We start from the raw sequence: 26,669 nt of genomic DNA on the forward strand, positions 1-26,669 counted from the left end.
ACTATTTTTGAGACTTAAGCAGACAACATCCTCCAAATTTGAAAAGACATAAGACTTTTCAGAAAGATAGAAATGTCATTTTTGACCATTTCTATTGCCTAGTAAGAAAATGACTGCTAAAAATAGAAAGGAAATCGCCCAATCTTGATGGCCAACAGCTGACAGCCCGAGATATAAGATTAAATACCAGATTGGTACGCCCACTAGGCCAATAACAAATTTAAATGTCGCTTTGAATGCTGGATCTTGGATCTTGGGTTCCATTATAAGCCATACCCAGTATAATGGAAAATGAAACAATTTCATCACTTTATTCCTCAAATAAGGACTCTTATTTTTCCTCTCAAATGTAGATCTGTCAGATAGAAATTGCTCCACTTTCACTTTGGAAGTCAAGTCAATATCATGTGCTATCAAATCAGCTAAATCAGCATCATAATTAGCTTCTGGAATCGTCACGACCAGTTGATCCAAAGCAGTATAAGTTGCTTTTATCAAAGCATCAAAATTGGAAAAATAAATTTTTGGATTTAAGGTTTCACCAAATGTGATTCTAACTCGGCTACCAGAATGCATGTGGTTGCCGAAATTGATCGCCACTGGAAGAATTACCAAGTCAAGTTCAGGATTCTTCTCTAGGGCTTGATAAGCAATTCTAGCAAAACCTTTTTTCAATGGCCTTAAATTCCTTAATGTACAATGACTCCCTTCTCCAAAAATTAGCATGGCTCCCTTATTCAGAAGTACATCAACACTTTTATCAAATGTTTCCTGATTCTTCTCCATATTTTTGACTCCATCACGAACACGATAGATAGGAATCATCCGAATATAATTCAATAGCTTAGCTATAAAAGATTGCCTAAAAACTGATGCTCGAGTAAGAAAATGTGGCTTTAAGTTCGTATTGGTAGCAATAAGGATAGGATCTATCAAGGCATTTTGATGATTGCAGACTATAAGCACAGCCTTGTCTTTTGGAATAAATTGCTTCCCCTCTACGATGATTTTTCCATAATAGAGATTGAGCGCTAGCTTGACGATCAGCCTTAAGCAATAATTAAAGAAATTCTTCATTTGATACTGGGAATATTTTTCCAATAGAGGGCGATAGACATGCCTGAGATGATGTGCCAAATTCCCCACCAAGCAGCAATAATAGCCATACCACCCAAACCATCAAAATAGGTAAAAATCAAAACCAATCCTAAACCAGAGTTTTGAATCCCTGTCTCTATGGTCAATGTTTTGGTATCAGGTAGATCTAAACCAAAAATTTTGGACAAACTGTATCCAGAGGCTAAACCCAATAAATTATGTCCTAAAACCCAAAGAAAAATCAATCCAATGAATTGAACGAATAGTTTGTAATTACCAATAAATGCGATGGCTACGAAAGCTGCAAAAATTAAAATACTTAAGGGCTTAAGAATTTTTGTAGCTTTTTGACTCCAAGAGGGGAAACGGCTGTTGATCAAAATCCCAACAATCAACGGAATTCCTAAAATTAAGGCAACTGTCTGAAAAACATCAAAATAACTCAAACTGATTTCTCTCAAAATTTTTGCTGATGGAGCATAAAATCCTGCCCATAAAGCAAAATTGAATGGCGTAAGAAAGATTGAAAACAAAGTAGAAAACCCTGTCAAACTAACGGATAAAGCTGCATTACCCTTTGCAAGATGACTGAGAAAATTAGAGACATTTCCACCAGGACATGCTGCTACAAGGAACATTCCCAATGCAACTGATGGAGGAGGATTGACGAACAAAACAAAAACCCAAGTCAGAAAAGGAAGAAAAATAAATTGGCTCAGAATACCAGCAAGAAATGACCTTGGATTGGTCAGTATAGCTTTGAAATCAGCTACTTTCAAATCCAAGGCTACACCAAACATGATAATAGCCAAGGAGATATTAAGAATGAACAAAGATCCTTGGTCAAAATTCAAGGTGCTTTGATCCAATACTTCAAGCATAATTAGAATTGGGTTGGAGCAACAAGATATAATTAATGTAGAATATGACCAAGGTGCATCATTTAAAACCTGAAGGTTATCCCCGTTGCTATATTGATTCTACTGATATTACCAGATCCTCTGAATTGATTTTGAAAATCTATACTGTTGAACCAAGAAGAAGTAGGAGAGAGGTGATACCTTGCGGTGGCTCCTAACTCAATTCCGAAATCAAACTCACTTACTCGAGTTCCATTTGCAAACTCATCTGTATAATCCAAAACGTTGAAAAACCGAACTCCCTTAGCTTTAAAATCAATGATCAAATCATCATGGATTTCATAGGAATACATCGGGCCGAGTAAAATAGCACCATAATTAGATTTCAATACTTTTCTATCAGCTTTATTGGTAAAAAAACCACCTTGAAGTTTAGCTGCTATCCCCCAGTTACGATCAAAAGTATAGCCCGCATCTACAAAGCTAAAGTTGAAACCAACTGAACCTGGTCCTACTTCTGGATCATTCGACCCAGGTATGATTCCGGGATTGGCATTTACAAACCTTATATTTCCACCTGTATGAATCGAAGGACCTAGGCTAATTCCAAAGTATCCTTTTTTGATACCTTCTTGAGCAAATCCATTCGCATAAACTGCAATCATCAGTATTAAAAGCGCGATTTTCTTCATGTTATTTTTGTAGGTTTTATGGGTGATTTAGAATTGGCCTCAATGATAATTAAAACTTATATAATACCATGCAAAAAAAGGAAGATTTTGACATCTTCCTTTCTAATAAAAATGAATTTGTACACTCTAATTTGAGGACTCAAAGGACAAATAAAGTGTCTTTAAAATCTAAAAGCGATTCCCGTTGAAAGATTGATTCTATCAAAGTTATGTCTGGTTCCAGAATAGAAATACTGATATTCTAGGTTATTTACCCATGACCACTTTTGGGCAAAATGATATCTTAGTGTCAACCCTGTGTCCATAGCAAAGTTAAAATATTCAAATTCTCTTTTTGAGCTAGAAACATTAGTCCCATTCCAATATTCATTTTCGTAGAAGGCCCCATGATACATTCTTCCAAATCTAGTTCGAAGATCAATTGTAAACTCTTCATTAATCTTGTATGAATACATAGGTCCAGCCATTATCCCACCATAGCTAATCATCATATTTTCATTATTATTAGCTTTAATAATAGCACCTCCCTGCCATCTTAAATTTATACCAAAGCCCCTCCAAATTTCATAACCAGCATCTATTAAGTTGAGATTAAGTCCAATTGTACCAGCTGTGATCGGCAAAGCTTCTCTATAGGTTATTGGACCACCTTCGGGATTAATACTAGCTAAATTTTCACCTCTTGTATAATCACTTCCAACATAAATTGACGGACCAAGACTTATACCAACATACCCCTTTTTAAATTTGATTACCTCTTGGCTAAATCCTTCAAAGCAAGCAGTAAGCATTAAAACAAGCAATAAAATTTTCTTCATAGAATTGAGTTTAAGATTATGACTGAAAATTTAATACTAATTTTTTAATAAAAAATACCTTGGAATTATTTGCATAAAAAAAAAAGAGGAAAATTTTAAAATTTTCCTCTTTTTCCAAAATCTAGGTTTTAAAGTTGTATGTCCTTTCAGTTATCCTCAGAATCTTAAATACCTAATACTATAATTTGATTAAATGCTTCTTTGCCAGTAGCCTTAATCGATGGTTGATTGTTCGATTATTTTCAATATCTATAAGCATCTAATATCAAATTAATAACTTGTCCGCTGCGGCGGATCGGTTATAAGCTAATCTAGGCTTTTCTTTTGTTTATAGCCAAGCTCAGTGTATTCATTTACTATAAATACTTGTCTACAGTCTCTCTGATTTTTCCTGAAGGCCTATCAGCAGATGGATCTATCACTTTCCCTTCTTTGTCAAGTAGCAAAAATCTAGGAATAGCATTGACCATGAAGTGTTGGGCAATTTCTGATTTCCAAGCATTTTCAGTAAACCACTGCAAACCGTCCATATTTTTAGCTTTGACCATTTTTTCCCATGGTTCCTTACTGTCATCAATAGAAACCGTCAAGAAAGAAATAGGCTTATCTTTATATTCCTCTTTCATCTTATCCCAATGCGGATGCTCGGCAATACATGGTCCACACCAAGTAGCCCAGATATCCACGTAGACCAAGTTACCTCTCAAATCACTCAATTTGACAGGATCTCCTTCTATATTGACAAAATTAAAATCTGGGACATCCTGACCAGGCATGATTGGTTCCCATTTTTGTTTAATTTCTTCTAGCTTGGCTTCAAGTTTTGGACTTTGATTTTCAGTCATAAACTTTTCAAGCGAAGACTTCACATGCACAGGTCCCCGATACTCTAAGTTAGACTTGATAAAGTCAAAAAGGAATTGATCTTTAACTTCAGGGTTTTCTATCAATTTATCCATCGCCATAAATCTGGCTTTTTCATAACCATCAGAACTCCCTCTAAGCGTGGTGTCCTGCTTCATGATTTCGCTAATCTCATCACTCAATCTTCTATCAATAAGGCCCTTATATGGACCAGATTTTAACAAATCAGCTCTTCCGAGATCCATTGATGCAATCTTTGCTTTTACCTCCTCTTTTGGAAAATCTATTGAATCTTGAGAAATTTTATTCACATAAGCATGATACATTGGGTATTGCGTATCAAAAAGTAAGGGCTGATATTCAAAGTAAGCCTCTTCAAGTTTAATAAAGTCTGGATCTAATTTTTCTTGAGATTTAACTGACTCAAATTTCGATTTAAGTGTTGCAAAAAACTCGTCTTTTTTTGCAAAATAAGCATCCTTTTCCATTCCCATCAATTCCATCATATTACCAATACCACTTTCTTGATAATACTGATTCTTGTCAAATAGGTAAGTATTTTCTGCAGCATGGTCACCGACTAATTTGAAGCTATCATTGAATGATTCTTTATCAACTTCAACAAAAATGCTATCACCTGGGCTTAGAAATAAATTGAATCCCTCGCGACCCATCCTTACATAATAATTCTCTGATTCCTCTGCATCAAATGACACTTGGAAACTTCCGTCGTCAGCGATGGTAGTAGCAGCAATCTCCTGCTGAAGGTAAATATTAAGTTCTTTTGAATCCGCATTCGCTACTTTTCCTGCGATAATGATCTTCGGATCAAATTTTTCTTGCTGTCCACAGCTCAAAATCAAAAAAGCCAGTACAGCCATTAAAATGGATGAATGTTTCATAGTTAGGATTTTAGAAATGGTTAATAAGCGTAAAAATTAGTCAGTAAATATCAAAAATCATAATTAATATTTGATTTTAACAAATCATAAAAAAAGTCCGGTTACTAACCGAACTTGATAAATAGGAACTCAATCCTAAACTTAGCACAAATCTATTAAGCCAACTCCCTCAAATCCACTGGAACTACCCTTGAAACACCTGCTTCAATCATGGTGATCCCATAGATGATATCTGTACTTGCCATGGTACGTTTGTTATGCGTCACGATGATAAACTGTGACTCCTTGGAAAAAGTCTGAATGATATTATTGAACTTATCTATATTGGCATCATCTAGGGGCGCATCGACTTCATCAAAGATACAGAACGGTGCAGGCTTCAATAAGTAAATCGAAAAGAGTAGGGAAGTAGCTGTCAAGGTCTTCTCTCCTCCCGAAAGCTGATTGATGGTCAGTGGTCTTTTACCTTTTGGCTTGGCCATAATCTCTATGGCGCTTTCCAACGGATTATCTGGATCTACCAATTTGAGATCACAATCATCTTCTTCAGTAAATAGTGATCTAAAGACTTTCACAAAGTTCTCTTTAATTTTTCCAAATGCATCCAAGAAGGTTTCTTTGGCCACTTCATCAATCTCTTTGATGGTTTCTACAAGCGAATTTTTGGCTTTGATCAAATCCTCTTTTTGTGTCGTGATGAAGGTATGACGCTCTTTGATCTCATCATAAGCTTCCATGGCCATTGGATTGATCGGTCCGATTTTCTCCAACCTATCTTTGCAACGCTGAACGATTTGCCTGATCTCAGTATCTTCCATGGCTTCATAGGTCTCGTCTATTACTGGATTTTCTTCCATTAGGGTATCCAGGTCAATCTCAAACTCCACGCTGAGCCTTTCTTTCATGGAGTTGAGCTTCAATTTCAATTCATTAAGCGCATTATTTAGCTCTTGAATAGCCGCATCTATATTCTCTTTACTTTTTTGAATTTCCCTGATTTGCTTATCTGTGGTATCAATTTCTGCCCGAGAAGCATAGTAATCCTTCTCAGCTTCATTGACGCCTTTTTCTATGGCTTCTTTTTCTGTATATAACTCTATCAATTCATCATCCTTGACTTCATTATTGTCAAGAAGTGCTTTGATTTCTTGGTCTATTGAACCTTGTTCAAGCTGTGACTTTTCTATCCTTTCTTTGCTACTTTCAAAAGCACTTCTTTTGAATTCTATCTCTTGGTCTAGACTACTAACTCTATTTAGCTGTTGGTGATATAATATGTTTTCTTGATTGAAAGCACTCGATTTTTGACTCAAACTCTCAGATTCGATTTGCAGCTGAGCATTCAGGTCCTCTAATTCATTTTCAAGATATTCGAATTTAGCTTTTTCATCTTCCAAGCGAGGTAAAATATCCGCCAAGCTATTTTCTAATTCCTCAACTCTTTCCAAAATATCCTCCCGCTTGTTGGCATTTGAAGAAAGCATCTCACTGAGCTGCTCTTTTTTGGTGCGAACGGAAACATATTCTTGATTGATTTCAGAAATTTCAGCTTGAAGAACCTCAATGACCTTCTTATAACTGACTTCCTTAAGCTTCAATAGGTCGCTAAGCTTCTTATCTAAATTAGACCTAGTGAGACTGACTTTTTTATTGAGTTCTTTGATCTCTTTTTCTAGCTTTTCAAGATTCTTGGCCCTTCCTATTCTTTTCCCTTCAAATAAGCCAACTGAACCACCTGAGATACTAAACTTTCGTTTAGTAAACTTTCCACTTTCAGAAATAAAGATAGCCGAACTATCCGCAGGAAAATCTTGATACTCTCCTTTGACCAAATACACATCATCCAAAATAAAAGCGATTAATTTGGCATATTTTTCATCGTATTCTATGATTTCTGTAGCCGCAATCGCATTTGCAAAAAGCTTCGTCTGAGAAGATTGAAATTTATCAAAGTGTTCTAACACGAAGAAATTAGCCTTACCACGTGCGGCATCACTGAGTAAGTTCACTGCGGTGATGGCTTGTTCCTGTGTATCCACTACATAGTAATTCATGTAGCCTTCCAAGTAGTTTTCTATCGCCACTCGATACTTTTCGTCCGTAGTCAAAATATCAGAAAGGAGAGGAGTGTCCTTGCCCCAATTAGAATTTTTCTTTAGGAATTTAATTGCCTCCGGAAAACCTTCTAGATTTTCAACCAATGACTTGGTTAGGTTGAATTCATTCTGTTTGGCATCTAGTTTACGGGAATTTTGAGTGACTTCCTCTCGGATCATTTCTATGACCCTATTGTGTTCTTCTATTTTTTGATTCTGCTCTTCCTCTTTTGTTTTCAGCTTAGTCAATTCACTCTGTTTCTCTTCTAGCTGTTCTCTCAGAACCAACAGTTTAGCTTCAAAGTCCGCCAAATTTGATTCTTGCGAATAATCATCCGAAGCTGTTTTCTCTAGTTCTTGCTTGAGTGTAGAGAGCTGGATTTGCTTGATTTCTTGATCTTTTGAGAGTTGATAGACCAGATCCTTACGAGTGGAAAATTCTCGGTTAAGATCCTTTTGTCTTTCTTGTATTTCTCCATGCGAAGTCTTTTGATTTTCGTAGGCTTCACGAAGTTGCTCTACTGTTAGTTCTTTCTCTGCAAGCAATTTATTGGCAGATTCCATCTCCTGTTCAAGAGACCTAATGCTGAAACCCGCTCTATCATTAGACTTTCGGTCAGTATCGATTTGCTCTCTCAATTTTTGAGCACGATCTTCTAAGAATCTCAGCCTTTCATTCTTAATTTTCTTATCAGACTCAAATTGCCTTATTTTATTAACATGCTCGTTGAGTGTTTTCTGACGGCTAGCGAGAAGTTTTTCTTTTTGAATCAAATCAGCTTTTACTTGCTCTAAAAGGGATTCCTTTTCAGTAATTCGGGTACTGAGCATGATTTTATTGTCAGACTCAGTTTCAAGCTTTTTATTTAGCTCTATCAAAGACTCACTATGCTTAGCTACGGACTTTTTGGCGAGGTTAATACTTGCTTCTTTATATTCTTGTTTGATCTCAAAGTATTTGGCCGTCTGCTTTGCTTGCTTTTCCAAACTTTTTAGATTCTTCTCAATCTCAAAAAGTACATCTTCTACTCGATCCAAATCAGCATCTGTATCCTCAAGTTTACGCAATGTCTCTTTTTTTCTAGCCTTGAACTTTGATATCCCTGCTGCTTCCTCAAACAGATCCCTTCTTGAGTTGTTTTTATCATTAAGTAGCTCTTCAATCATTTTCAATTCAATGATCGCATAGCTATTGGAATTGATCCCGGTGTCCATGAAGAGGTTGGTGATATCCTTTAGACGACAAACTACACCATTGAGCAAGTACTCGCTCTCACCGCTTCGATAGTACCTTCTGGTAATGGTGACATGGGTATATTCCGTTGGAAGTAGATTTTTCGTGTTTTCAAAAGTTAAAGAAACTTCTGCTAAATTGGTTGGTTTACGGTTTTTGGTTCCATTGAAAATCACGTTCTCCATCTTATCAGAGCGAAGCATTCGGGATTTTTGCTCTCCCAATACCCACCTGATGGCATCTACCACATTGGATTTACCACAGCCATTTGGACCAACTACTCCAGTGATCCCTTTGTCAAAATGAATCACCATTCTGTCACCAAAACTCTTGAAACCTTTTATCTCCAGCTTACTCAGCAGCATGCTTCCTTTTTTAAAATTTGAACAAGAAACAAATTTATAACTATATTAGAATCATCAAAAAGAAAAATCGTGGACGCAGGAAATATCATATATATCGTAGCTGTAATTATTTACTTCATCTATACGGCAGTAAAAAAGGGCAACAAAAATGCACAACCAAATAGTAATGAGCCAGATATTCCAGCAGATCAAAGAGAAAAAGTGCCTTCTTTTGAAGAATTACTAAGAGAAATTAGATCTGGTCAGCGAGAAAGAGAGGAAGATTTCAAAAATACTGGTCAAGGAGAAGTTGAAAAGCCTATTAAAAGAAAAGTTACTCAACCTGCTTCGGTGGAAGTTAGAGAAGAGAATAAACATAGTCACGCCTTTGACAAGTATTCGGGAGCAGTATCTGATAGCAATTCACAAAAATTAAAAACCCTTGATGAGCAAGTAAGTTTGACTGCCAATATTGAGGGGCTTATTCCTAGAGAAGAGAGAGCAACAACAAGAAAACAGCAATCAAATAACAGATATCGTAAACTTCTTCAAAGTAAGGGCAATGTAAAAGATGCCATCATTTTGAGTGAAATTTTGAATAGAAAACATTTTTAATTTTTTGTTTAACCTTTTATACAAAACATTCCACATTTAAATAAAGTTAAAGATTCATTAATCCGATCTTTAATACTTTAGCGTAAATGGGAATATGAAAAAATTAGAGACAATCAAATCAGGAACTCTATCAAATCAAAGAAGAGATTTCCTAAAAAAATCAGGAGCTTTTGCAGTCATGTCCATGTTTGGAGTTGGCTTTTTTACTTCTTGCGCCAGTGATGATGATACAACACCAACAGGAAATAATACACCTCCGACAGGAAATAGTTCTGGAATAACTGTAAATTCTAACACTGTTGTTATAGATTTAGCTGAGGTGACAGCTCTTAATAACACTGGAGGGTGGATACTTATTACCTCCGCTAGAATGCTAGTTGTCAATACTGGAGGCAATTTTAGCTCACTAACTTCTATATGTACCCATTCTGGTTGCGATAGAAATTGGTCACTTACAAATAATGAATTTGTTTGTTCATGTCATGGATCACGTTTTACAACTACAGGTGCAGTAGTGAATGGTCCTGCTAGCAGCCCTCTCCAAGCTTTTTCCAATAGCAGGTCAGGAGATATATTGACTATCAATAGAAGCTAATGAAAGGTTTGATTCAAATATTCATAATTTCTTTGATTTTGACATTTTCAAAGGATGCTTTTGCTCAGGTGTATAAGACAGAAGGTGGCAATGTGGAGTTCCTGTCGAAAGCTCCTTTGAATGAATTTACAGGTGTATCTGATAAGTTGAATGGTTTGATTGATCTAGAAAAGAACACTTTTGATTTTTTTATTGATCTCAATACTTTAAAAACAGGTATCGGTCTGAGAGACCGTCACATGCGGGAAAATTACCTCGAGACTAAGAAATATCCATTTGCCGAATTTGTGGGTGAGATCAAGGAATCTGTAAAACTTGAAAAAGGACAAAGCAAAACTGTAACGGCTAAAGGAAAATTCAAAATTCATGGGGTGGAAAGATCAATTGAAGTTCCAGGAAAACTTACTGCAATTTCAGATAATGAATTGAAACTTGAGGCCAAATTCACAGTGAAATTATCAGATTACAAAATAGAAGTTCCTAAGGTGGTATTTTACGAACTAGCTGAAGAACAAGAAGTAACAATCAATACAACTCTAAAAAAATAAACATGAAGACCAAATTGATACTTTTCATCTTTTTTCTGTGTAGTCCTGCAATGGCACAATTAGAGAGAAAACTGGCCACAGAAAACCAAGAAGTAGATTTGATTTTCCATGCTCCAAGACATATCAATTTGCTCACGGTAGAGCCTCTGGATAAAAATACACTTCATTTTGCCATCATGCATACCTTTGGAACATTAGATGGAGGTATCAGGAATCTTTATGGCTTAGACAATGGAGCTAATATTCAATTTAGTTTTGAATATGCTTTGAATGAAAACTTCTCTCTTGGTGCTGCAAGGTCTAGTAGAGACAAGTTTTATAATCTCTATGGAAGATATCATTTATTGAAACAAACCAACGATGATAAAATGCCATTTTCGCTATCATTGATGGCTGGAGCAGGTATCAATAGTTCAGAATATAGTTTTTTACCTGAAGGAAGTCCTAGTTTTCAGGAAAGAACTAGCTATGCAGCCCAATTGATGATAGCAAGAAAATTCTCTGATAAGTTGAGTCTACAGCTCTCACCTATGATGGCCTATTTTGTAGATCCAAGAGAAGTGTATTTTATTGAGGGTGACCAAAATCTATACTTAGCTCTAGGGCTTAGTACAAAATACAAAATCACAGGAAAATCTTCCCTTACTTTGCAATATATACCTAACCTAAATAGTGAGTTGAGAAGCAACTTAGGTATTGGTATAGATGTAGAGGCGGGCGGGCATGTTTTCCAAATGTATTTTGTAACCTCACAAGCTTTGAACGAGCAATACCTCTTAGCTGGAGGCAATGGCGTTCCTGGTGAAGAGTTTAGAGTAGGTTTTAATGTCAACCGTGTTTTTGCCACTGGAAGGAGAAGATAGATCTCCAAAATAGATTTCAGTCAATTAGTGTCATTAATTTGAGCGTCTCTATATACTGTCCTATCTTGTGGTTCAATTCACACAGATATGGCAAAAGCATCTAACATTGAGCAGCAAAAAATTCTCAGGGTTTTTAAATTAATTACCTTATTGAGATCAAATATTGGTAGGCCAGTACACAAACTTGCTGAAACTCTCGGCACAGATACCAGAACCATCTATCGGTACTTTAAATTATTGGAAGCCCTAGGGTTTCAAGTAGTCAAAGAGCACTCCAAATTCAAAATCATTGATAGGGTAGAAGCACCTCTTGAATATAATTATGGAACATTTTCTGAAGAAGAAATCGAGTTTGTAGGTAGTTTGCTGAAAAAGCAGCCTAAAAAAAACTTGATGAAGGACAGTATCCTTCAAAAGATTACTTTGCGCTCGGATTTCCGTCAAGGGGTAAATCAACTTTTCAATGCCAATTTGGGTCTTTTTGTGGATCAATTGTCAAATGCTATCAAATCAAAAACTCAAGTGATTCTGAAAGATTACTATGCGCCGAGTAGCGAAACTGTTTCTGATCGCTTAATAGAGCCTGTCAATTTCAACAAGAACTTTGATTCAATTCACGCTTATGAAGTAGAAAGTGGGATCATGAAGGTGTTCAAAATAGAAAGGATAGCAGCTATAATGCTCACTTCCAACTCTTTTGAATTCGAGTCAATGCATCAACCTTTAGAACAAGGATTATTTGGTTTTTCAGGGAAGAACAACTTTCACATTCAGCTTCAAATGACAAGAAAAGCCTATCAATTGATGATCGAGGAGTATCCAGATGCCAAGCCATATACATCCACCAAGAACCATAAAAAGTACTTTTTCGAAGGTCAAATTCCTCAACTTCCAGGCATTGCAAGATTCATTCTGGGCTTACCGGGTGAAATCAAAGTCTTGGAAGGAGAGGAGCTGAAGGAATATTTGGAACAACAAATGAAGAAGGCGAATTTTTGGTAAGGTGGAAGATTCAAGGTATTATAAGCTAGACTTATTCCCTTTCTTCTATTTCAGTTTTAAGAACTTTTAAGTTTTTGGTCTTGGCATTTCACCGTACTTTTCAAGTATGAAACATCCATTAATTATTGTATTACTAGCTCTGATTTTGCTGGCAAGCTGTAACTCTGAGCAAAAAGGCTTGCAAAATGATACCGACCTAAGCGTAGCCATCGTGGATTTTATTCAAGTAGCATATATGGGGAATCTCTTTCCTTATGATTTTGATGCAGGCAGTGGGTTATATTTAGGTAGGTGGAACAATAATGAAGAGTATGTATTTTTCGATGATAATGGAAAGATTCATAATCAGTTCATACTACAAAATGATGGACCCAATACAATTAAGTATGCACATGGAGTAGGGTATATGCAAGGAGAGTTCACAATCTTGGAAGATCAAAGTGGAATCACCCAAATTGGAAATAATGGAGAAGTCTTAAGAAGAATTGAAATTCCTAAGGATTTCTTTTTTGTATATGGATTGAATTTTTCAGCAAAGGAATTTGAGGAATCATATATTTATCCAAGACCAGAAAGAGATGTTCAGACAATAAGAGATATGTCCTTACTTTTTGGAAGTGCATATAGCAGCCCCATTTTAGAGGTATATAATCCCAAAACAAATCAAGTTCGAAATACGATGCCATTCCCGAAGAATTCAATTTATGAAGATGGTAATTTTTATAATCACTCTTTTCCAAACGTGATTAGAAATGGCAAAGAATGGATGCTCTTTCTTCTTGCCGAAATGAAGTACTTTGTCTACAAAGAGCAAGATGGAGAAGTAGAGTTTGTCAAGGCCGTAGATCTCCAATTGGAAAATGCTATTCCAATGCCTGGAGTGCCCATGAAGGACTATGCAGAATGGTATTCGCAAAAAGGACATATTATCTTTGGGAAAATAGAACAGTTATACAGAAGAGAAAATGATATCATTGTCATCTATACCAAAGGAGTAGATGAAGAAATTTCAAAAAACTATAGCCCTGATAATCATACCGAATGGATGGATTTCATCTATAACATCCCTAGGTATGCAGCTGTCTTTAATCAGGATCATCAACTCATAAAAAATGACATACCTCTTCCCAAAGGGTTAATATGGTCCTCAGTTGTCAATAATGATGGTGATATCCTAGCCCTAAAAAATCAAGATTACTTTGGAGTAGAAGAAGACTTTGTGACTTTTTATAAACTCAATATACTGAAATAGTAAATGGGGCCAAAGCCCCATTTACAAGATTGAAATTCTATTGACCTTTCAATTCCCTCCATAGTGTTTTACTGATGCTCTTCCCTTAGCAAATCATTGACAGTCTTGACAGGATTGAAGGTGATCAAGGGAACTTCTACAAATATGGTGTTCCAACCTGCCATAGCACCATTCCAAAGACCAGGTAATTCAAGCGCTTTGAGCATTCTACCGCTTTTTGACTTCTCAGTGATAAACCCTGTACGCATATCTCTGAAAGAAAGTAAATCAAAAGCCTTGCCTTTGTAATCTTTAGTCCCACAGACCAAGTCCACAGGATTAAAATGAGTTGACTGCTGTACAAGCAACCTTACTTTGGGATTGTTCATATCTATCTGTGCAGTTTCTGCGATTTGAAGCGAAAGCGTTCCATCGTCTTCCTTGACCCAAAACGGACCACCACCTGGTTCTCCGGTATTCTTGACCATGCCACATACTCTGATTGGTTTGTTAAGACTTTGAAATAAAACTTGCCCCTTTTCCTTCGCAGACATTTTTTTATAAGCTTTTGGTAATTCAGAACCCAGGGCCTTTTCCAACGCTTTTTCGCCCTTTTTGATAGTAGCTTCATCAAAGTCGTTTTCCAAAGCTTCTAATGCTTTGAAAATCTGTTCTTGAACCTCTAAAAGCAAACCACCCAAGGCCACTTTATACTCCTTAGTTTCTCCCTTGATTTTATCTGGAACTACATTATCAATATTTTTGATAAAAATCAGATCTCCATCAATTTCATTCAAGTTTTCTAATAGTGCTCCATGGCCTGCTGGCCTGAATAAAATACTGCCATCATGTTCTACAAATGGCGTATTATCCATATTCACTGCAATAGTATCAGTAGCAGGTTTTTGCTTAGAAAAGCTGATTTCAAAAAGTACGTTATGCTTTCTTTCCAAAGGGCCTTGTATCCTTCCTACTTCTTCCTTAAACCTAGTCTCATGCTCAGGTGAGACCGTGAAGTGCAACCTCACTGACTTATTTTTACCCAATCCATACATCAATCCTTCTACAAAATGCTCATAAGTTGGCGTTCTGTTATGATCATCATATTTGTGGAATTTCAGGAGACCTTTAGGCAATGAACCATAGCCCAAGCCTTCATCAGATAACAAGGCGCTTACAATTCCTTTATAATCTTTTGCACTGATAGCTTTTTTTATGCTCGTCCCTTTGCTTTCCAAAACAGCATTCAAATCATCATAAAAAGCAAATTTGGAGAGGTTGATGATAAACCGCTCTGTAAATGGACTCTTAGTGAGGTCACCATCCCCATCTAAAAAGCTGAATAAATCTTTGAACATCCTAGAAGCTGCACCACTTGCAGGTACAAACTTGACTACCTTAAGATCCTTTGCTTTTTCTGGATATATTTTCTGAAAAGCTGCTATCTCTTCAGCACTCAATACTTTGATACCTTTTCCAATAGTGGCTGGTGAAACAATAGGTAAAAAAGGAAAGCCTGATTCAAAGTGCATCAATTGCTCCTTTACTCTTTCCATTGACATGCCTTGGGCCAAAATCTGTTTTTCTATCTCTTGGTTCATGGTTGAGGTTTTAAAATTTGGTGATTCAATATAAAAATTGATTTCGGTATTATGAAAGATAAAATAATAAAGAATTTAGAAGGTGGTCTTAAGTTCAGTAAATGCTATCGCCATGATCCAAACTGGGGTTAATCTATCCCTTTAGCTTTATTGAATGTTTTGTAAATGGTTAATTATCTAAATATTTTGATAATAAAGTTACTACAGCATTGAAATAACTATGCAACAAGACACCATACCAAAAACCAAACCTTAACCTAACAATTCCAATGAAAACCCCGCCTATTAACTGCGGAAAAAAAACTACAAAATACAAATACCATGGAAGAATGGACGGATCAAAATTGGTTGTATGCACTACACCAAATAAGAAGCAAGAAGTCCAAAAAATAGCGACTCTTTTTCTAATCCAAAATTTCATCAATCGGTTATAGTATCGTTTAATGATCAGCAGATTCATAGAAACTACCCATATCGTCAAAAAAGCAAATCCTACGTACATATGAAAAGCAAATGTGCTAAGTACAATTATCAAAAAGGGAAAATGTATCCTCCAATTGGAAAGCTTCAAAGGAAGTCTAAATATAAGCTCCTCTAATAATGGCAGGAGAAGAACAATCAAAAAGAAATACCCATAATCTAACTTGAATTCATCACGATACGCTTCTTCTATGACCGGAAATAATTCCGAAAGTGGGTAAATGATGATTAGATTTAGAATTAAGTTAATAAAGAAATAGCCAAATAAAATCAAAAAGATTTTTTGAAAAATAGATCCCTTGAAATATCGAATTCTTTTTGTTGCTAATAATGATCTCAAAAAGTCAATTTCTTCTTTAAATAATTTTATCATTCTCAATTATACTAAAAATTAAATTTTCCCCAAATTTTTTCTGAGCGATCACATTGATGCTATGATCAGTCAATTGAAGAATTCTTGGGTAGCCTCCTGTCACTTGAGCATCTCGCATCAAAACGATGAGTTTTCCAGAAGGCGTAAGTTGGACAGTTCCAGGATATACTGGAGCGGTCAAAATACTCGGTAGTTTATTGGTAAGTAACTCTGTGAGATGAATTCCCATTCTGTTAGAAATATTGCTAATTGAAAATTTCTGTTGGGTTAATTTTTCTTGTAGTTCAATCGTTAAAAGCTCCCAATCTGGCCCTTTATAAGCGGGAATAACTTCTTTTTGATACCAATCAGCTGATAATTTTGGATGTGAATAATGTGACCTGCTAAAGTGTTCTTCGGAAAGATAACAAATGCTTGAATCTTTCTGAACCCTTGAAAATTCGCTGATACCATGGTACCAGCTTTTACTATCCAAAAATTCAGGAGATTGAATCCCCCCTTCAATGCCCATGTAGAGCCATTGACCTTTTCTAAATCGACCAATTTTAACTTGATCGTCAGCTTTAATTTGAATCAATTTCCCGATTGGTTGAAGTTGATCATTGACAAAAATATCCGCTTCAGCGCCAGAAAATACTATTCTAGTTGGCAGCTCAAAAATCATCATGGGTCCCAAGACTGCCATTTCCAAAACTGCTGCATCTTCTTGATTGTTCAAAAGCATATTGGCTTGATTGTATGAAAGCTGATCCATCGCACCCGCATAGGGGACACCAAAATCAGCATAGCCGAATCTACCTTGATCTTGTACAGATGTCATCAATCCAGGTTTTAAAAAATGAATATAGGCAGTAGTCTTAAGCATGTGACCAATTATAGTTTCCAAGTTGTACTTCATTCTCGATTCTTAAGTATTCAGTTTTACTAATGTCAAAAAACTGAATAAAATCTCCTTGTTGGGGTACAACTGGACAAGTTTGATTTATATCGAATATTCGTAATGGTGTTTTTCCAATGACATACCATCCTCCAGGACTATCAGTAGGGTAGATGCCAGTTTGTTGTCCACCAATCGCAACAGAACCAGCTTTTATTAAAGGATCTGGACTGCTTTTTCGAGGTTGATAAAGTTCTTCAGTTAAGCCACCTAAGTACATGAATCCTGGAAGGAAACCATAGAAATGTAATCTGTAAAAACTAGTCGTATGGAGTTGAATTACTTTCTCAATGGAAAGATTTTTTATGTTAGCAAAAAGCTCTAAGTCCTTAGCAAATTCAATTTCATAACATACAGGAATAGACCATGTTTTAACTTGATTTACAACATTTTCCTTTTTTAATTTTTTTAATCGGCTTAAAATTGACTCAAATTCAATATTATCAATAGGCTTAGAAAATAAAACTGATAGTACATGATAGCCTAACCTGATTTCATAAACACTTGCTTGGTAATTCGCTTGCAAATAAGCTTTCCAAAGGAGTTGCTCTTCCAAAATCGAATCATTTATCTGATTAGGCCATTGAATTTCTACTAGATCAGGCTGAATAAATATGATTTTTTTTTCCATAAACTAAATCAAAAAGTTTTTCTTATAGCTTGTAAAATTTCTAAAGCAGCTGGATTATCTCCATGAATACATAAGGTCTCAGCGTCCACTGGTACCAACTTACCATTTATCGTTTTTATGCTTTTAAGCTCAACCATATTTTTAATATGTGCAATTACATGTTGAGGATCTGTGAGCAATGCCTGTGGATGGGATCTAGATACCAAAGTAAGGTCATCTTGATAAGTCCGATCCGCAAAAACCTCTCGGAAAATTAAAATACCCTTTTCGTTAGCCTTTCTCTCTATCACCGACTTGGGAGGAACAAATAGAATAGTATTAGGAAAATGACTAAGCATCAATTCAATGAACCAGTCAGATTCAACTTCATCTACCGCTAGACGATTGTACAATGCACCATGTGGTTTGATGTGGTGCATAGGGATATTTAATTCATTCGCTCCATTTGCAAAAAGTTCTAATTGAGCAAGAATCGTATTCTGAAATGCTAACTTAGAAAGTGAAACATGCTTTCTACCAAAATTTTCAAGATCAGGATAGGAAGGATGGGCTCCAGCTTTAACACCACTGGATTGACTTAGCAAAAGTGTTCTTCTGATTGATGCCTCATTTCCTGCATGGCCACCACAGGCAATGTTACAACTTCCAAGAAAAGGCATTAATTCCCCATCATTGGAGATTCCTTCTCCAAGGTCACAATTCAGATCATAGGGTAGCTTGATTGTGCTCATCAAACCAAAATTAACCTATTTCCTTGAATTCAAGCTTTAAGATTGATTTTTTCAGGCATAGGACCATCTATGGATAATTTGATGGCCGCCATTTTACCAGCTGATTTTACACAATTTTCCCAATCCATACAGTCCAACCAAGCAGATAAAAATCCAGACCAATACGCATCACCTGCACCTGTAGCATCTCCTTTCACGGTAATTTCCTCTGCTGGCACTGTGAAGTTTTCTCCTGTGTTCAAGACTAAATGACTACCGTCTTTTCCTTTAGTAAAACAAACCAACTTGGCTCCCCAATCTAAAATCGTTTCGATTGCTTCAATTTCTGAAATCTCTTTTTGAAAAATCCGGTTGCAATCATCTTGACTGACTTTAACAAATGGCTCTAACTCACAATAATATTGCATTACACTTCGCGATTCTTCATAATCAGGCCAAATGCTTGGAGCATAATTCAAATCAATACTTAACTGAACACCATGATTGTATGCTCTTTTGGCACCATCCAAAATTGATGCTTGTGCTGGCTGCTTGCTTAAACCAAAACAGGTAGTATGGTAAATTTTAGCTGAATTTAAAACTTGATCATCAATATCTGCAGGGTATATAAAGTGGTCAGCTTCTCTGTATGCTATAAAATCAGGTGTTCCATGACTTCTTGAAAGCAATACAAGGCTTGTGGGGTAGGCTGTTCTTTTCTTTACACCTGACACATCTAGCCCCAACAATTCTAATTCATGAATTAAATATTTACCCATCCCATCAGCACCTACACTGGCTACCAAATGTACATTTTTGCCTATACGACAGAGGTTAGCTCCGAGATTGGCTGGACTACCTCCTTGAAATCTTCTAAATGAATGTGTTCTGAAAAGCTCGTCTCTCAGTTCATGACCTATCAAGTCTACCAGCAATTCTCCAACCACGACAATGTCTATATTCTCATTCATAATATTAATCTAGGAGGTAAAAACCTTTGTATATACTATAACTTAATAATAACTGCCCTGCTGCACTCCAAGTGCAAGCCTTTACGCCACAAGGCAATAGTGACTCCCCATGAAAGCATTCATTAAATTCCCAACCTTCATTTGAATTTAGCTTAATGATATTTTCAAGGATCTGATTAGCTTCATGCTTCCCCTTGATTAAAAGACTGGCCATTCCCCAAAATCCATTAACCATAGGCCAAATACCACCATTGTGAAATTCATAGGGTAGATTTCTAAATTCAAATCGGAAATTCTGTTTAAGTAAATGAAAATCGGGATTTTCAGGAAAGATGGTTGGATAGAAAGCAGGAACAGGGTTCAGTTGCTTTGATTCAACCCAATCCAAACAAGCATGAGCATTTGGATGAATTCTAAAAATAATGGCCAAAGCATTTCCTAGGGCATCAAAGTAATTTTGATATCCAGCAGGATTAAATGAAGCTGGCAAATAAGGAATTGTACCTTTTTCGAGTTCTTTTTTCTTTGCCAAAGTATGAATTCCCGATAAGTTTGATCTTGCTGATAAGTCAAAATTGGCAAGAATAGATGCATGTACAGCCTCAGCTTTCTTTGCCCAAGTTTCATTTTCAAAGACCTCTGATGAAAGCTTTAATCCAGCATACCTAATCACCTGATCATAAAGAATATATCCACTTAAAACATACTCATCTGCCCAATCACCTGCTAATGGCACGTAGATCAAATGCTTGTTGTTGTATTCCCATGCTTGATATAATTCATGGATTTTAATTACCTCACTTTTGTACCTATCTATAAGAGATCTGTCACCTGTATATTTGCTATAAAGACAAATTCCTATGATCCACCAAGAACCCGTATCGGCTCGACCAGCTAGGCCTCCATAACTCACATCACCAGAATTGATATCTACATTGGAAGGTACATGCCCTTGAGGACTTATATGAGATCCAAGGGTTTCCAGAGTGGATTTGAATGTCGCAATTAATGCTAAATCTCGGCTTGCCAAAGCTGCCAAACCTGTGATTACACCATCTCTGGCCCAAATTCGCTGATAATTATCTTTTCCAACTGCTGATGCTAAAAAGCCTTTTGAGTGGGAGGAAAGGCGAAGAATTTCTAGAGCCTTACCATTGACTATCTGAATATCCATACTATTACAAATGTGATGATCAGTAAAAACACAGATAATATTCTATAATTTTTATACCATGGCAAGCTACTTATAGCTGCCGTCTCATCTGTATAAATGCTATTTTTCCAAGTATAATCCGCAATTTTTTCTTCGGAAGGCATAGGACCTCTTAAACTTACGAGTACATAAATTGCGGAGCATATCAAAAATAATAAAGGCGCAGTATGCAAAAAATGCCATTGGCTAATTCCAGCTTCTGGTAAACTGACTTTAACTACGATCAAAACAGCTGCTATCACAAAACCAGCTATTAGAGAATAAAATGCACCATTTGCATTTCCTTTTTTCCAAAACATTCCCCAAATAAACACGACCACGACAGGTGGAGCAATCAACCCAACAACCATTTGTAAATATTTGAAAAGGGAATCAAATTTTTCTATCTGTGGTGTCCAAGCTGCCGCCAAGAGCACCAATATCACTGTAGCGAATTGTCCAACTCTTACTAATTGCTTACTGCTAAGCCCTGGCTTAAGATTTTTTACAAAATCCATGGTTATCAAAGTCGATGCGGAATTCAAAGTTGCTGATATACTTGATGACATAGCAGCTAATAAACCTGCCATCAATAATCCTATCAAACCCGCAGGAAGCAATTCAAAGACCAGTGTGGGAAAAACTGTATCTGGATTTTCTAAGTCAGGAAATATTACCCTAGCCATAGTACCAGGCAATACCATAAAGAAAAGCACGGGGAGTTTGAGCAATCCTGCAAACAAAGCTCCCCAACGACCATGATTTAAATCTTTGGCCGTCAAAACGCGCTGAACCATAAACTGATTATTTGCCCAGAAATAAAATCCTAACAAGGGAACTCCGAAAATCAAACCAGTCCATGGAACAGATGGATCATCTATTGGTCTGATCAAACTTATCATTTCTGGAGGAGTGACGTCCATGACATTTCCCCATCCACCTACAGCTTGATAGGTCATATAGGTAAGGATCAAAGAGCCAATCAAAAGCAATATTGCCTGTATTACTTCCGTATGTACTACAGAAGATAAACCTCCCGGAATGGTATAAGCCGCAGCAGCGAAAGCCAGAATCAAAATGATCACCGTCATACTGATTTCGGGAAAAACCAACTTGAGAATCAAGCTTCCAGCATATAGCCCTGCTGCTGTTTCTATTAAAACATTGCCAATCAAAGTAATAAAGGAGAAGTAGTATCGACTCCTTCTATCATATCTTCTCTCTAAAAATTCCGGCATAGTAAATACACCTGATCTTAAATAAAAGGGTAAAAAGAATATACTAAAAAACACCAAAATGACAGCTGCCATCCATTCGTAATTATAGACTGATATTCCTGTACTATAAGCATCACCAGCTAATCCAATCAAGGTTGTACTAGAAATATTTGCTGCAAACAAGGAAATACCAACAATCGGCCAAGTCATACTACGGCCTGCCAAAAAATATTCCTCGGAATTTTGTCGTTTGGAATGATAAAGGCCATAAAAGATCATTCCTATCAAATAAACGACCATGATGACAAGGTCTATATTACTTATCAAATCAACATTCATAGGTTAAAGTTGGTGGGTTTATTGGTCAATATGCTAAAGGTTTTTCGACAATTTCTTTTAAACAGAATTATTTCAATGTGAAAAGAAAGAGAAAAATATTTTCTACTGCAAGAAGCAAATTATCGCAACCGTTTGCACAATCCATTGCGAATTCGTTATTTAGAATCGATATCAATAATATTTAAGCTATTGGATGGAAGTGTAGATTTGTATAATATTAATTTTTATAGACAGCTAAAATGACCGATAAAAAGAAGCTAACCTTAAAGGATATAGGGAAAGCCCTCAATCTTTCTGTATCTACAGTTTCTAGAGCTTTAAAAGCTCATCCAGATATTGCACAAGAAACCATCGATCTTGTCAAAAAATATGCTGAAGATCATCACTACGTTCCTAATTTATTAGCAATAAATTTTAGGAAAAATAGAACATTCAACATTGGGTTGATAGTACCGGAGTTGGTACATCATTTTTTCTCTACAGTTATCAGCGGCGCAATTTCCGAAGCCAACAAACAAGGCTACAATATCTTGGTATCTCAATCAAATGATATCTTAAGAGATGAAGAAAAAGCGAGTCGTGCCATGCTAAATAGCAGTGTAGATGGGCTATTGATTTCAATATCAAACGAAACTACTACTGGTGAGCACTTAAAGGAGTTCTTAGAAGAGGGAAAAGCGGTAGTACAGTTTGATAAAGTATCTGAGCTTCTTCAAACTCCTATGGTTGTTGTTGATGATTTCAATGGGGCATATAATGCTGTGAATCATTTAGTAGAGCAAGGATATCAAAGAATAGCTCATATTCGAGGAAGGGTTGATGTAAAAAATGCCTGTGACAGATATGAAGGTTACAAAAAGGCTTTAGAGGATGCTGGATTACCGATGATGGACCATTTGGTTAAACCTTGTATTTCTATCACAGAAGAGGAAGGATATCAATTTGCCAAAGAGATGATGGAGGGGCCTAATCCTCCGGATGCTATTTTTTGTATCACTGATGTCGTTGCTTTTGGAGCAATGAAGTACCTCAAAGAAAAGGCGATTTCAATCCCTGAAGAAGTGGGACTAGTTGGTTTTAGCAATTGGATGGTTTCAAGAGTCATGAGTCCACAATTAACCACTGTCAATCAGCATGGTTTTCAAATGGGTGTAGAGGCTGCAAAGCTTTTGTTAGAAATGATCAAAAATCAAGATATATTACATCAGGAAACCAAAATACTTAAGACAGAATTGATAGTAAGAGCTTCCTCCAAGAGGAGAGAATGAATCATTTTCCACTCTCAGGATTGATTACCAATATTTTATGACTTTTTGCTTTTACCTTATTATGGAAATGTTAACTTTGTTATGCCCTAGTAACAATTATGGAAACACTATTTTCACTCCTTATGCTGACAGCAATTTATGGTTTGACCATATTGTCTGTTGTCCCAGATAGGTTTATCCGTAAGCTTAGTCATTCTATGTACCACAAGCGTGAACCTGATCATAAAAAATTCTCCCTTGGAGGCTCTATTTTTTTAAGTTTCTTGATCGGGTATATTTTCGCATCAGTCATGGTGTATTTTATTATCTAGATTTTGGTGAAGAATTTGAAATATTGGAATCTAAATCTTTATTATCATTCCAATTAAACAATGTTTATTTATTACTTTTTAAAATATTGTAAGGAAGAAAAAAGCTTACGCTATCAAATTCCTCAATCGCAGCAACATTTATTTGCAAGAAATTCAAATATTCCTAACTTACATTTTCATTAAAACAATTTTTTGTGAACGACAATATGAATCTTCCCATTGTAAAAGATGAACCATGGCTTGAGGACTATGCTATGGATATTTATCATCGATTTGAAAGGTACAGACAGGCCTTGCAGGAAATCGAAAATGAAGCTGGAAGTATTCTTGAATTTGCCAGAGCACATGAATACTATGGCATTCACTTCGAAAAATTGAGGAATGGCTGGATCTACAGAGAATGGGCTCCAAGTGCAACTGCACTCTATTTAATGGGAGATTTTAATCAATGGGATCGCTCAAGCCATCCTATGAAAAGAAATCATAGAGGAGATTGGGAGATATTTTTGCCATTTTCCGATTATCAAGAGCGATTTATTCATGGAAGTAAGGTGAAAGTTCACATAGTAGCTGAAAATGGCTCAAAGGATAGAATTCCCGCCTACATTCGGCGAGTAGTCCAAGATGAACAAACACATGATTTTTCTGGACAATTGTGGTTTTTTCAAGACTTCCCTTGGACAGATAAAAGTTTTGCTACCAACGAACATAAGGCGCAGCCCATCATTTATGAATGTCATGTGGGTATGGCTTTGGAAAAGGAAGGAGTTGGAACTTATCTAGAATTTGCAGATCAAATTCTGCCACATATCAAAGCATCTGGCTATAATACCATTCAGATGATGGCCATTATGGAGCATCCGTATTATGGATCTTTTGGATATCATGTTTCCAATTTTTTTGCTGCTAGCAGTAGATTTGGGACTCCCGAAGAATTGAAATACTTAATCAATAAAGCTCATGATATGGGGTTGGCAGTCATCATGGATATTGTGCATTCACATGCTGTCAAAAACATCAATGAAGGGCTCAACGAATTTGACGGATCATCACATCAATACTTTCATCCAGACCCAAGAGGCTATCATGAAGGCTGGGATTCCAAACTATTTGATTACGGAAAATGGGAAGTGAAGCAATTTTTGCTTTCTAATATTCGCTTTTGGTTGGAAGAATATCATTTTGATGGCTTTAGATTTGATGGAGTCACCTCCATACTTTACTTACATCATGGTCATACAGCCTTCGATCATGTCAATAAGTATTTCAATGATGGAGTGGATTGGGACGCAGTAATTTATTTACAATTAGCCAATACGCTGATACATGCTTTTGGAGGAAATAAAATCAGCATTGCAGAAGAAGTAAGTGGTATGCCTGGTATGTGCAGAACTCCAGAAGATGGGGGTTTAGGTTTCGATTTTAGATTGGCCATGGGAATTCCAGACTATTGGATCAAAACGCTCAAGCATAAGCCTGATGAACACTGGGACATGTTTGAATTATGGCACGAACTGACAAATAGGCCACAAAAAGAAAAGACAATAGCTTATGCGGAGTCTCATGACCAAGCATTGGTGGGGGATAAGTCTTTGGCTTTTTGGCTGATGGATAAGGAGATGTACTTCAGCATGGGGATAGGCCAAGAAAACCTTGTTGTAGATCGAGGCATTGCTCTTCATAAAATGATCCGATTGATTACAATTGCACTGGGTGGTGAAGGTTATTTGAATTTCATTGGCAATGAATTTGGACATCCTGAGTGGGTAGATTTCCCAAGAGAAGGCAATGACTGGAGTTACAAATATGCTAGGAGACAATGGTCATTGATGGATAATCCTGAGTTAAAGTATCAGTTTTTGGCAAACTGGGACAAGGAAATGTTGAAAATAATCAACCAATATCAAGTCTGTAGTAGCCCACATGCTTTTCAACGTTATTTGGATGCAGATAATAAAATCCTAGTATTCGAAAGAGCAGACCTCATCTTCATATTTAATTTCAACCCCAGCAAATCATATTTTGGCTATAAAGTACCTGTTGCACAATCAGGTTCTTTTGAAATCATTTTGAATTCTGATGATAATAAATTTGGGGGTTTTGAAAGAATTGACAAACAGTTGAATTATACTGCTACCAAAGAAAATTGTTTATTAATGTACTTACCAAGTAGGGCAGGAGTTGTTTTAAAAAAAGTAAAATCTTAAAAGAAAATTCAAATTTCTCTCTCTATTATTTATTTACAAAAACATTATCCCATAGTTTTGTCGTTATATCCTAGGATTTAAATTTAAAGTCATATGAAAACCACACTCCCTTTATTATTAATCATTTTTACGCTGTTTTCTTGTATTCAAAATCCTGGTGAACAACCTCAAGGACTAAATCATCGATATTCAATTGAAATCACTGGTGCTCCCTACACCCAAAGTTTTTCTGGAGAGATTCCAAATTTAGAGTTGATAACCATACTAGTTATTAACAATCAACAAACAAATCAAAGTAGAGCAGAAATAAGAATTGATACTGATGATTACACAATAGATTTTAATTTAGCATTCAATCAAACAGAAATTCTTCCTTTAGGTAGAATAACGGGGAATATGTTTTCAACAAGCAATATAAAAGTCTTATTAAAAAATAACGATAATGTCACTTTAGATTCATTCGAGGGAAGTTTCACAGTTTCTAATGTTCAAATTACGCAACTAGATTTCGATAGGGGTTTACTAACCGGCAACTTTAATTTTACTGGTCGGATGGCTGTAATGAATCAAAATCAAGAAGACGAAATCCTACTTGCGGGTCAATTAATTTTAAGCGAACTTTAATCAACTTATAAATACTCCGAAATTCCTGAAACTATCAAATTTAAGA

General features: G+C 36.2%; 24 protein-coding genes. 10 read left to right on the forward strand and 14 right to left on the reverse strand.

The window, feature by feature from the left end:
- Positions 1–75 precede the first annotated feature (75 nt).
- From CHB66_RS11295 to smc, 6 genes are all read right to left on the reverse strand, one after another.
- The gene (locus CHB66_RS11295; RefSeq protein ID WP_089240985.1) at positions 76–1,077 is read right to left on the reverse strand and encodes a 1-acyl-sn-glycerol-3-phosphate acyltransferase; all 1,002 of its coding nucleotides are present in this window, start codon (positions 1,075–1,077) and stop codon (positions 76–78) included.
- Entirely contained in the window at positions 1,074–1,979 is a 906-nt protein-coding gene (locus CHB66_RS11300) for a bile acid:sodium symporter family protein (RefSeq protein WP_089240988.1), read from the reverse strand. Before CHB66_RS11300 ends, CHB66_RS11295 begins: the two co-directional genes overlap by 4 nt.
- A 62-nt stretch (positions 1,980–2,041) precedes the next feature.
- Positions 2,042–2,650, reverse strand: coding sequence for a hypothetical protein (locus tag CHB66_RS11305; protein WP_141107394.1), 609 nt, complete (start codon positions 2,648–2,650; stop codon positions 2,042–2,044).
- Between the two features lie 161 nt (positions 2,651–2,811).
- Entirely contained in the window at positions 2,812–3,468 is a 657-nt protein-coding gene (locus CHB66_RS11310; protein WP_089240992.1) for a hypothetical protein, read from the reverse strand.
- Between the two features lie 356 nt (positions 3,469–3,824).
- Complete coding sequence (locus tag CHB66_RS11315; protein WP_089240994.1) at positions 3,825–5,234, reverse strand: TlpA family protein disulfide reductase; 1,410 nt, start codon at positions 5,232–5,234, stop codon at positions 3,825–3,827.
- A 155-nt stretch (positions 5,235–5,389) separates the two neighbouring features.
- Positions 5,390–8,929 (reverse strand): chromosome segregation protein SMC, encoded by a 3,540-nt coding sequence (gene smc, locus CHB66_RS11320; protein ID WP_089240996.1) that lies wholly within the window; start codon positions 8,927–8,929, stop codon positions 5,390–5,392.
- Positions 8,930–8,998: 69 nt separating this feature from the next.
- Between smc and CHB66_RS11325 the strand changes: the two genes are divergently transcribed.
- From CHB66_RS11325 to CHB66_RS11350, 6 genes are all read left to right on the forward strand, one after another.
- Positions 8,999–9,523, forward strand: coding sequence for a hypothetical protein (locus CHB66_RS11325; protein ID WP_089240998.1), 525 nt, complete (start codon positions 8,999–9,001; stop codon positions 9,521–9,523).
- A gap of 94 nt (positions 9,524–9,617) precedes the next feature.
- On the forward strand, positions 9,618–10,118 hold the full coding sequence (locus tag CHB66_RS11330) for a QcrA and Rieske domain-containing protein (RefSeq protein ID WP_089241000.1): 501 nt from the start codon (positions 9,618–9,620) through the stop codon (positions 10,116–10,118).
- The gene (locus tag CHB66_RS11335) at positions 10,118–10,666 is read left to right on the forward strand and encodes a YceI family protein (protein ID WP_089241002.1); all 549 of its coding nucleotides are present in this window, start codon (positions 10,118–10,120) and stop codon (positions 10,664–10,666) included. The genes CHB66_RS11330 and CHB66_RS11335 overlap by 1 nt, the downstream gene beginning before the upstream one ends.
- Positions 10,667–10,668: 2 nt before the next feature.
- Complete coding sequence (locus tag CHB66_RS11340) at positions 10,669–11,529, forward strand: DUF5777 family beta-barrel protein (RefSeq protein ID WP_089241004.1); 861 nt, start codon at positions 10,669–10,671, stop codon at positions 11,527–11,529.
- An 87-nt stretch (positions 11,530–11,616) separates the two neighbouring features.
- Entirely contained in the window at positions 11,617–12,531 is a 915-nt protein-coding gene (locus CHB66_RS11345) for a helix-turn-helix transcriptional regulator (protein ID WP_089241006.1), read from the forward strand.
- Between the two features lie 106 nt (positions 12,532–12,637).
- Positions 12,638–13,783: a hypothetical protein gene (locus CHB66_RS11350; RefSeq protein WP_089241008.1), complete on the forward strand. Its 1,146-nt coding sequence runs from the start codon at positions 12,638–12,640 to the stop codon at positions 13,781–13,783.
- Between the two features lie 68 nt (positions 13,784–13,851).
- Here the strand turns inward: CHB66_RS11350 and CHB66_RS11355 are convergent, their stop codons facing one another.
- The 8 genes from CHB66_RS11355 to CHB66_RS11390 all read right to left on the reverse strand — a co-directional run bounded on the left by CHB66_RS11355 (position 13,852) and on the right by CHB66_RS11390 (position 22,213).
- Entirely contained in the window at positions 13,852–15,363 is a 1,512-nt protein-coding gene (locus CHB66_RS11355; protein WP_089241010.1) for a DUF4301 family protein, read from the reverse strand.
- Positions 15,364–15,532: 169 nt separating this feature from the next.
- Entirely contained in the window at positions 15,533–16,216 is a 684-nt protein-coding gene (locus CHB66_RS17305) for a CPBP family glutamic-type intramembrane protease (protein WP_089241012.1), read from the reverse strand.
- On the reverse strand, positions 16,200–17,114 hold the full coding sequence (locus CHB66_RS11365) for a 5-oxoprolinase subunit C family protein (protein ID WP_245812719.1): 915 nt from the start codon (positions 17,112–17,114) through the stop codon (positions 16,200–16,202). The genes CHB66_RS17305 and CHB66_RS11365 overlap by 17 nt, the downstream gene beginning before the upstream one ends.
- Complete coding sequence (pxpB, locus tag CHB66_RS11370; RefSeq protein WP_089241016.1) at positions 17,074–17,784, reverse strand: 5-oxoprolinase subunit PxpB; 711 nt, start codon at positions 17,782–17,784, stop codon at positions 17,074–17,076. Before pxpB ends, CHB66_RS11365 begins: the two co-directional genes overlap by 41 nt.
- Positions 17,785–17,792: 8 nt before the next feature.
- Entirely contained in the window at positions 17,793–18,515 is a 723-nt protein-coding gene (gene pxpA / locus CHB66_RS11375; RefSeq protein WP_089241018.1) for a 5-oxoprolinase subunit PxpA, read from the reverse strand.
- A 29-nt stretch (positions 18,516–18,544) separates the two neighbouring features.
- Complete coding sequence (locus CHB66_RS11380; RefSeq protein ID WP_089241020.1) at positions 18,545–19,465, reverse strand: carbohydrate kinase family protein; 921 nt, start codon at positions 19,463–19,465, stop codon at positions 18,545–18,547.
- 4 nt (positions 19,466–19,469) lie between these two features.
- Positions 19,470–20,639 (reverse strand): amylo-alpha-1,6-glucosidase, encoded by a 1,170-nt coding sequence (locus tag CHB66_RS11385; RefSeq protein ID WP_089241022.1) that lies wholly within the window; start codon positions 20,637–20,639, stop codon positions 19,470–19,472.
- Positions 20,624–22,213, reverse strand: a complete 1,590-nt coding sequence (locus tag CHB66_RS11390) for a sodium:solute symporter (protein ID WP_089241024.1) — start codon at positions 22,211–22,213, stop codon at positions 20,624–20,626. Before CHB66_RS11390 ends, CHB66_RS11385 begins: the two co-directional genes overlap by 16 nt.
- A gap of 239 nt (positions 22,214–22,452) precedes the next feature.
- Between CHB66_RS11390 and CHB66_RS11395 the strand changes: the two genes are divergently transcribed.
- From CHB66_RS11395 to CHB66_RS11410, 4 genes are all read left to right on the forward strand, one after another.
- Complete coding sequence (locus CHB66_RS11395) at positions 22,453–23,481, forward strand: LacI family DNA-binding transcriptional regulator (protein WP_089241026.1); 1,029 nt, start codon at positions 22,453–22,455, stop codon at positions 23,479–23,481.
- A gap of 98 nt (positions 23,482–23,579) precedes the next feature.
- Positions 23,580–23,792 carry a hypothetical protein gene (locus CHB66_RS11400; protein ID WP_089241028.1) on the forward strand — a complete coding sequence of 71 codons (213 nt, stop codon included), beginning with the start codon at positions 23,580–23,582 and terminating at the stop codon, positions 23,790–23,792.
- Positions 23,793–23,998: 206 nt separating this feature from the next.
- Positions 23,999–25,999, forward strand: a complete 2,001-nt coding sequence (locus CHB66_RS11405) for an alpha amylase C-terminal domain-containing protein (RefSeq protein WP_089241030.1) — start codon at positions 23,999–24,001, stop codon at positions 25,997–25,999.
- Positions 26,000–26,092: 93 nt separating this feature from the next.
- Positions 26,093–26,623: a hypothetical protein gene (locus tag CHB66_RS11410; protein WP_089241032.1), complete on the forward strand. Its 531-nt coding sequence runs from the start codon at positions 26,093–26,095 to the stop codon at positions 26,621–26,623.
- Positions 26,624–26,669 lie beyond the last annotated feature (46 nt).

This window comes from Belliella buryatensis (genome assembly GCF_900188245.1).
GTDB classification, from domain to species: Bacteria; Bacteroidota; Bacteroidia; order Cytophagales; family Cyclobacteriaceae; genus Belliella; species Belliella buryatensis.

Excerpts from the sequence above, each read along its gene's own strand:
- CHB66_RS11295 (WP_089240985.1), bottom strand. The coding sequence starts at position 1,077 with ATGAAGAATTTCTTTAATTATTGCTTAAGGCTGATCGTCAAGCTAGCG.
- CHB66_RS11300 (WP_089240988.1), bottom strand. The coding sequence starts at position 1,979 with ATGCTTGAAGTATTGGATCAAAGCACCTTGAATTTTGACCAAGGATCT.
- CHB66_RS11305 (WP_141107394.1), bottom strand. The coding sequence starts at position 2,650 with ATGAAGAAAATCGCGCTTTTAATACTGATGATTGCAGTTTATGCGAAT.
- CHB66_RS11310 (WP_089240992.1), bottom strand. The coding sequence starts at position 3,468 with ATGAAGAAAATTTTATTGCTTGTTTTAATGCTTACTGCTTGCTTTGAA.
- CHB66_RS11315 (WP_089240994.1), bottom strand. The coding sequence starts at position 5,234 with ATGAAACATTCATCCATTTTAATGGCTGTACTGGCTTTTTTGATTTTG.
- smc (WP_089240996.1), bottom strand. The coding sequence starts at position 8,929 with ATGCTGCTGAGTAAGCTGGAGATAAAAGGTTTCAAGAGTTTTGGTGAC.
- CHB66_RS11330 (WP_089241000.1), top strand. The coding sequence starts at position 9,618 with ATGAAAAAATTAGAGACAATCAAATCAGGAACTCTATCAAATCAAAGA.
- CHB66_RS11335 (WP_089241002.1), top strand. The coding sequence starts at position 10,118 with ATGAAAGGTTTGATTCAAATATTCATAATTTCTTTGATTTTGACATTT.
- CHB66_RS11340 (WP_089241004.1), top strand. The coding sequence starts at position 10,669 with ATGAAGACCAAATTGATACTTTTCATCTTTTTTCTGTGTAGTCCTGCA.
- CHB66_RS11345 (WP_089241006.1), top strand. The coding sequence starts at position 11,617 with ATGGCAAAAGCATCTAACATTGAGCAGCAAAAAATTCTCAGGGTTTTT.
- CHB66_RS11350 (WP_089241008.1), top strand. The coding sequence starts at position 12,638 with ATGAAACATCCATTAATTATTGTATTACTAGCTCTGATTTTGCTGGCA.
- CHB66_RS11355 (WP_089241010.1), bottom strand. The coding sequence starts at position 15,363 with ATGAACCAAGAGATAGAAAAACAGATTTTGGCCCAAGGCATGTCAATG.
- CHB66_RS17305 (WP_089241012.1), bottom strand. The coding sequence starts at position 16,216 with ATGATAAAATTATTTAAAGAAGAAATTGACTTTTTGAGATCATTATTA.
- CHB66_RS11365 (WP_245812719.1), bottom strand. The coding sequence starts at position 17,114 with ATGAAGTACAACTTGGAAACTATAATTGGTCACATGCTTAAGACTACT.
- pxpB (WP_089241016.1), bottom strand. The coding sequence starts at position 17,784 with ATGGAAAAAAAAATCATATTTATTCAGCCTGATCTAGTAGAAATTCAA.
- pxpA (WP_089241018.1), bottom strand. The coding sequence starts at position 18,515 with ATGAGCACAATCAAGCTACCCTATGATCTGAATTGTGACCTTGGAGAA.
- CHB66_RS11380 (WP_089241020.1), bottom strand. The coding sequence starts at position 19,465 with ATGAATGAGAATATAGACATTGTCGTGGTTGGAGAATTGCTGGTAGAC.
- CHB66_RS11385 (WP_089241022.1), bottom strand. The coding sequence starts at position 20,639 with ATGGATATTCAGATAGTCAATGGTAAGGCTCTAGAAATTCTTCGCCTT.
- CHB66_RS11390 (WP_089241024.1), bottom strand. The coding sequence starts at position 22,213 with ATGAATGTTGATTTGATAAGTAATATAGACCTTGTCATCATGGTCGTT.
- CHB66_RS11395 (WP_089241026.1), top strand. The coding sequence starts at position 22,453 with ATGACCGATAAAAAGAAGCTAACCTTAAAGGATATAGGGAAAGCCCTC.
- CHB66_RS11400 (WP_089241028.1), top strand. The coding sequence starts at position 23,580 with ATGGAAACACTATTTTCACTCCTTATGCTGACAGCAATTTATGGTTTG.
- CHB66_RS11405 (WP_089241030.1), top strand. The coding sequence starts at position 23,999 with ATGAATCTTCCCATTGTAAAAGATGAACCATGGCTTGAGGACTATGCT.
- CHB66_RS11410 (WP_089241032.1), top strand. The coding sequence starts at position 26,093 with ATGAAAACCACACTCCCTTTATTATTAATCATTTTTACGCTGTTTTCT.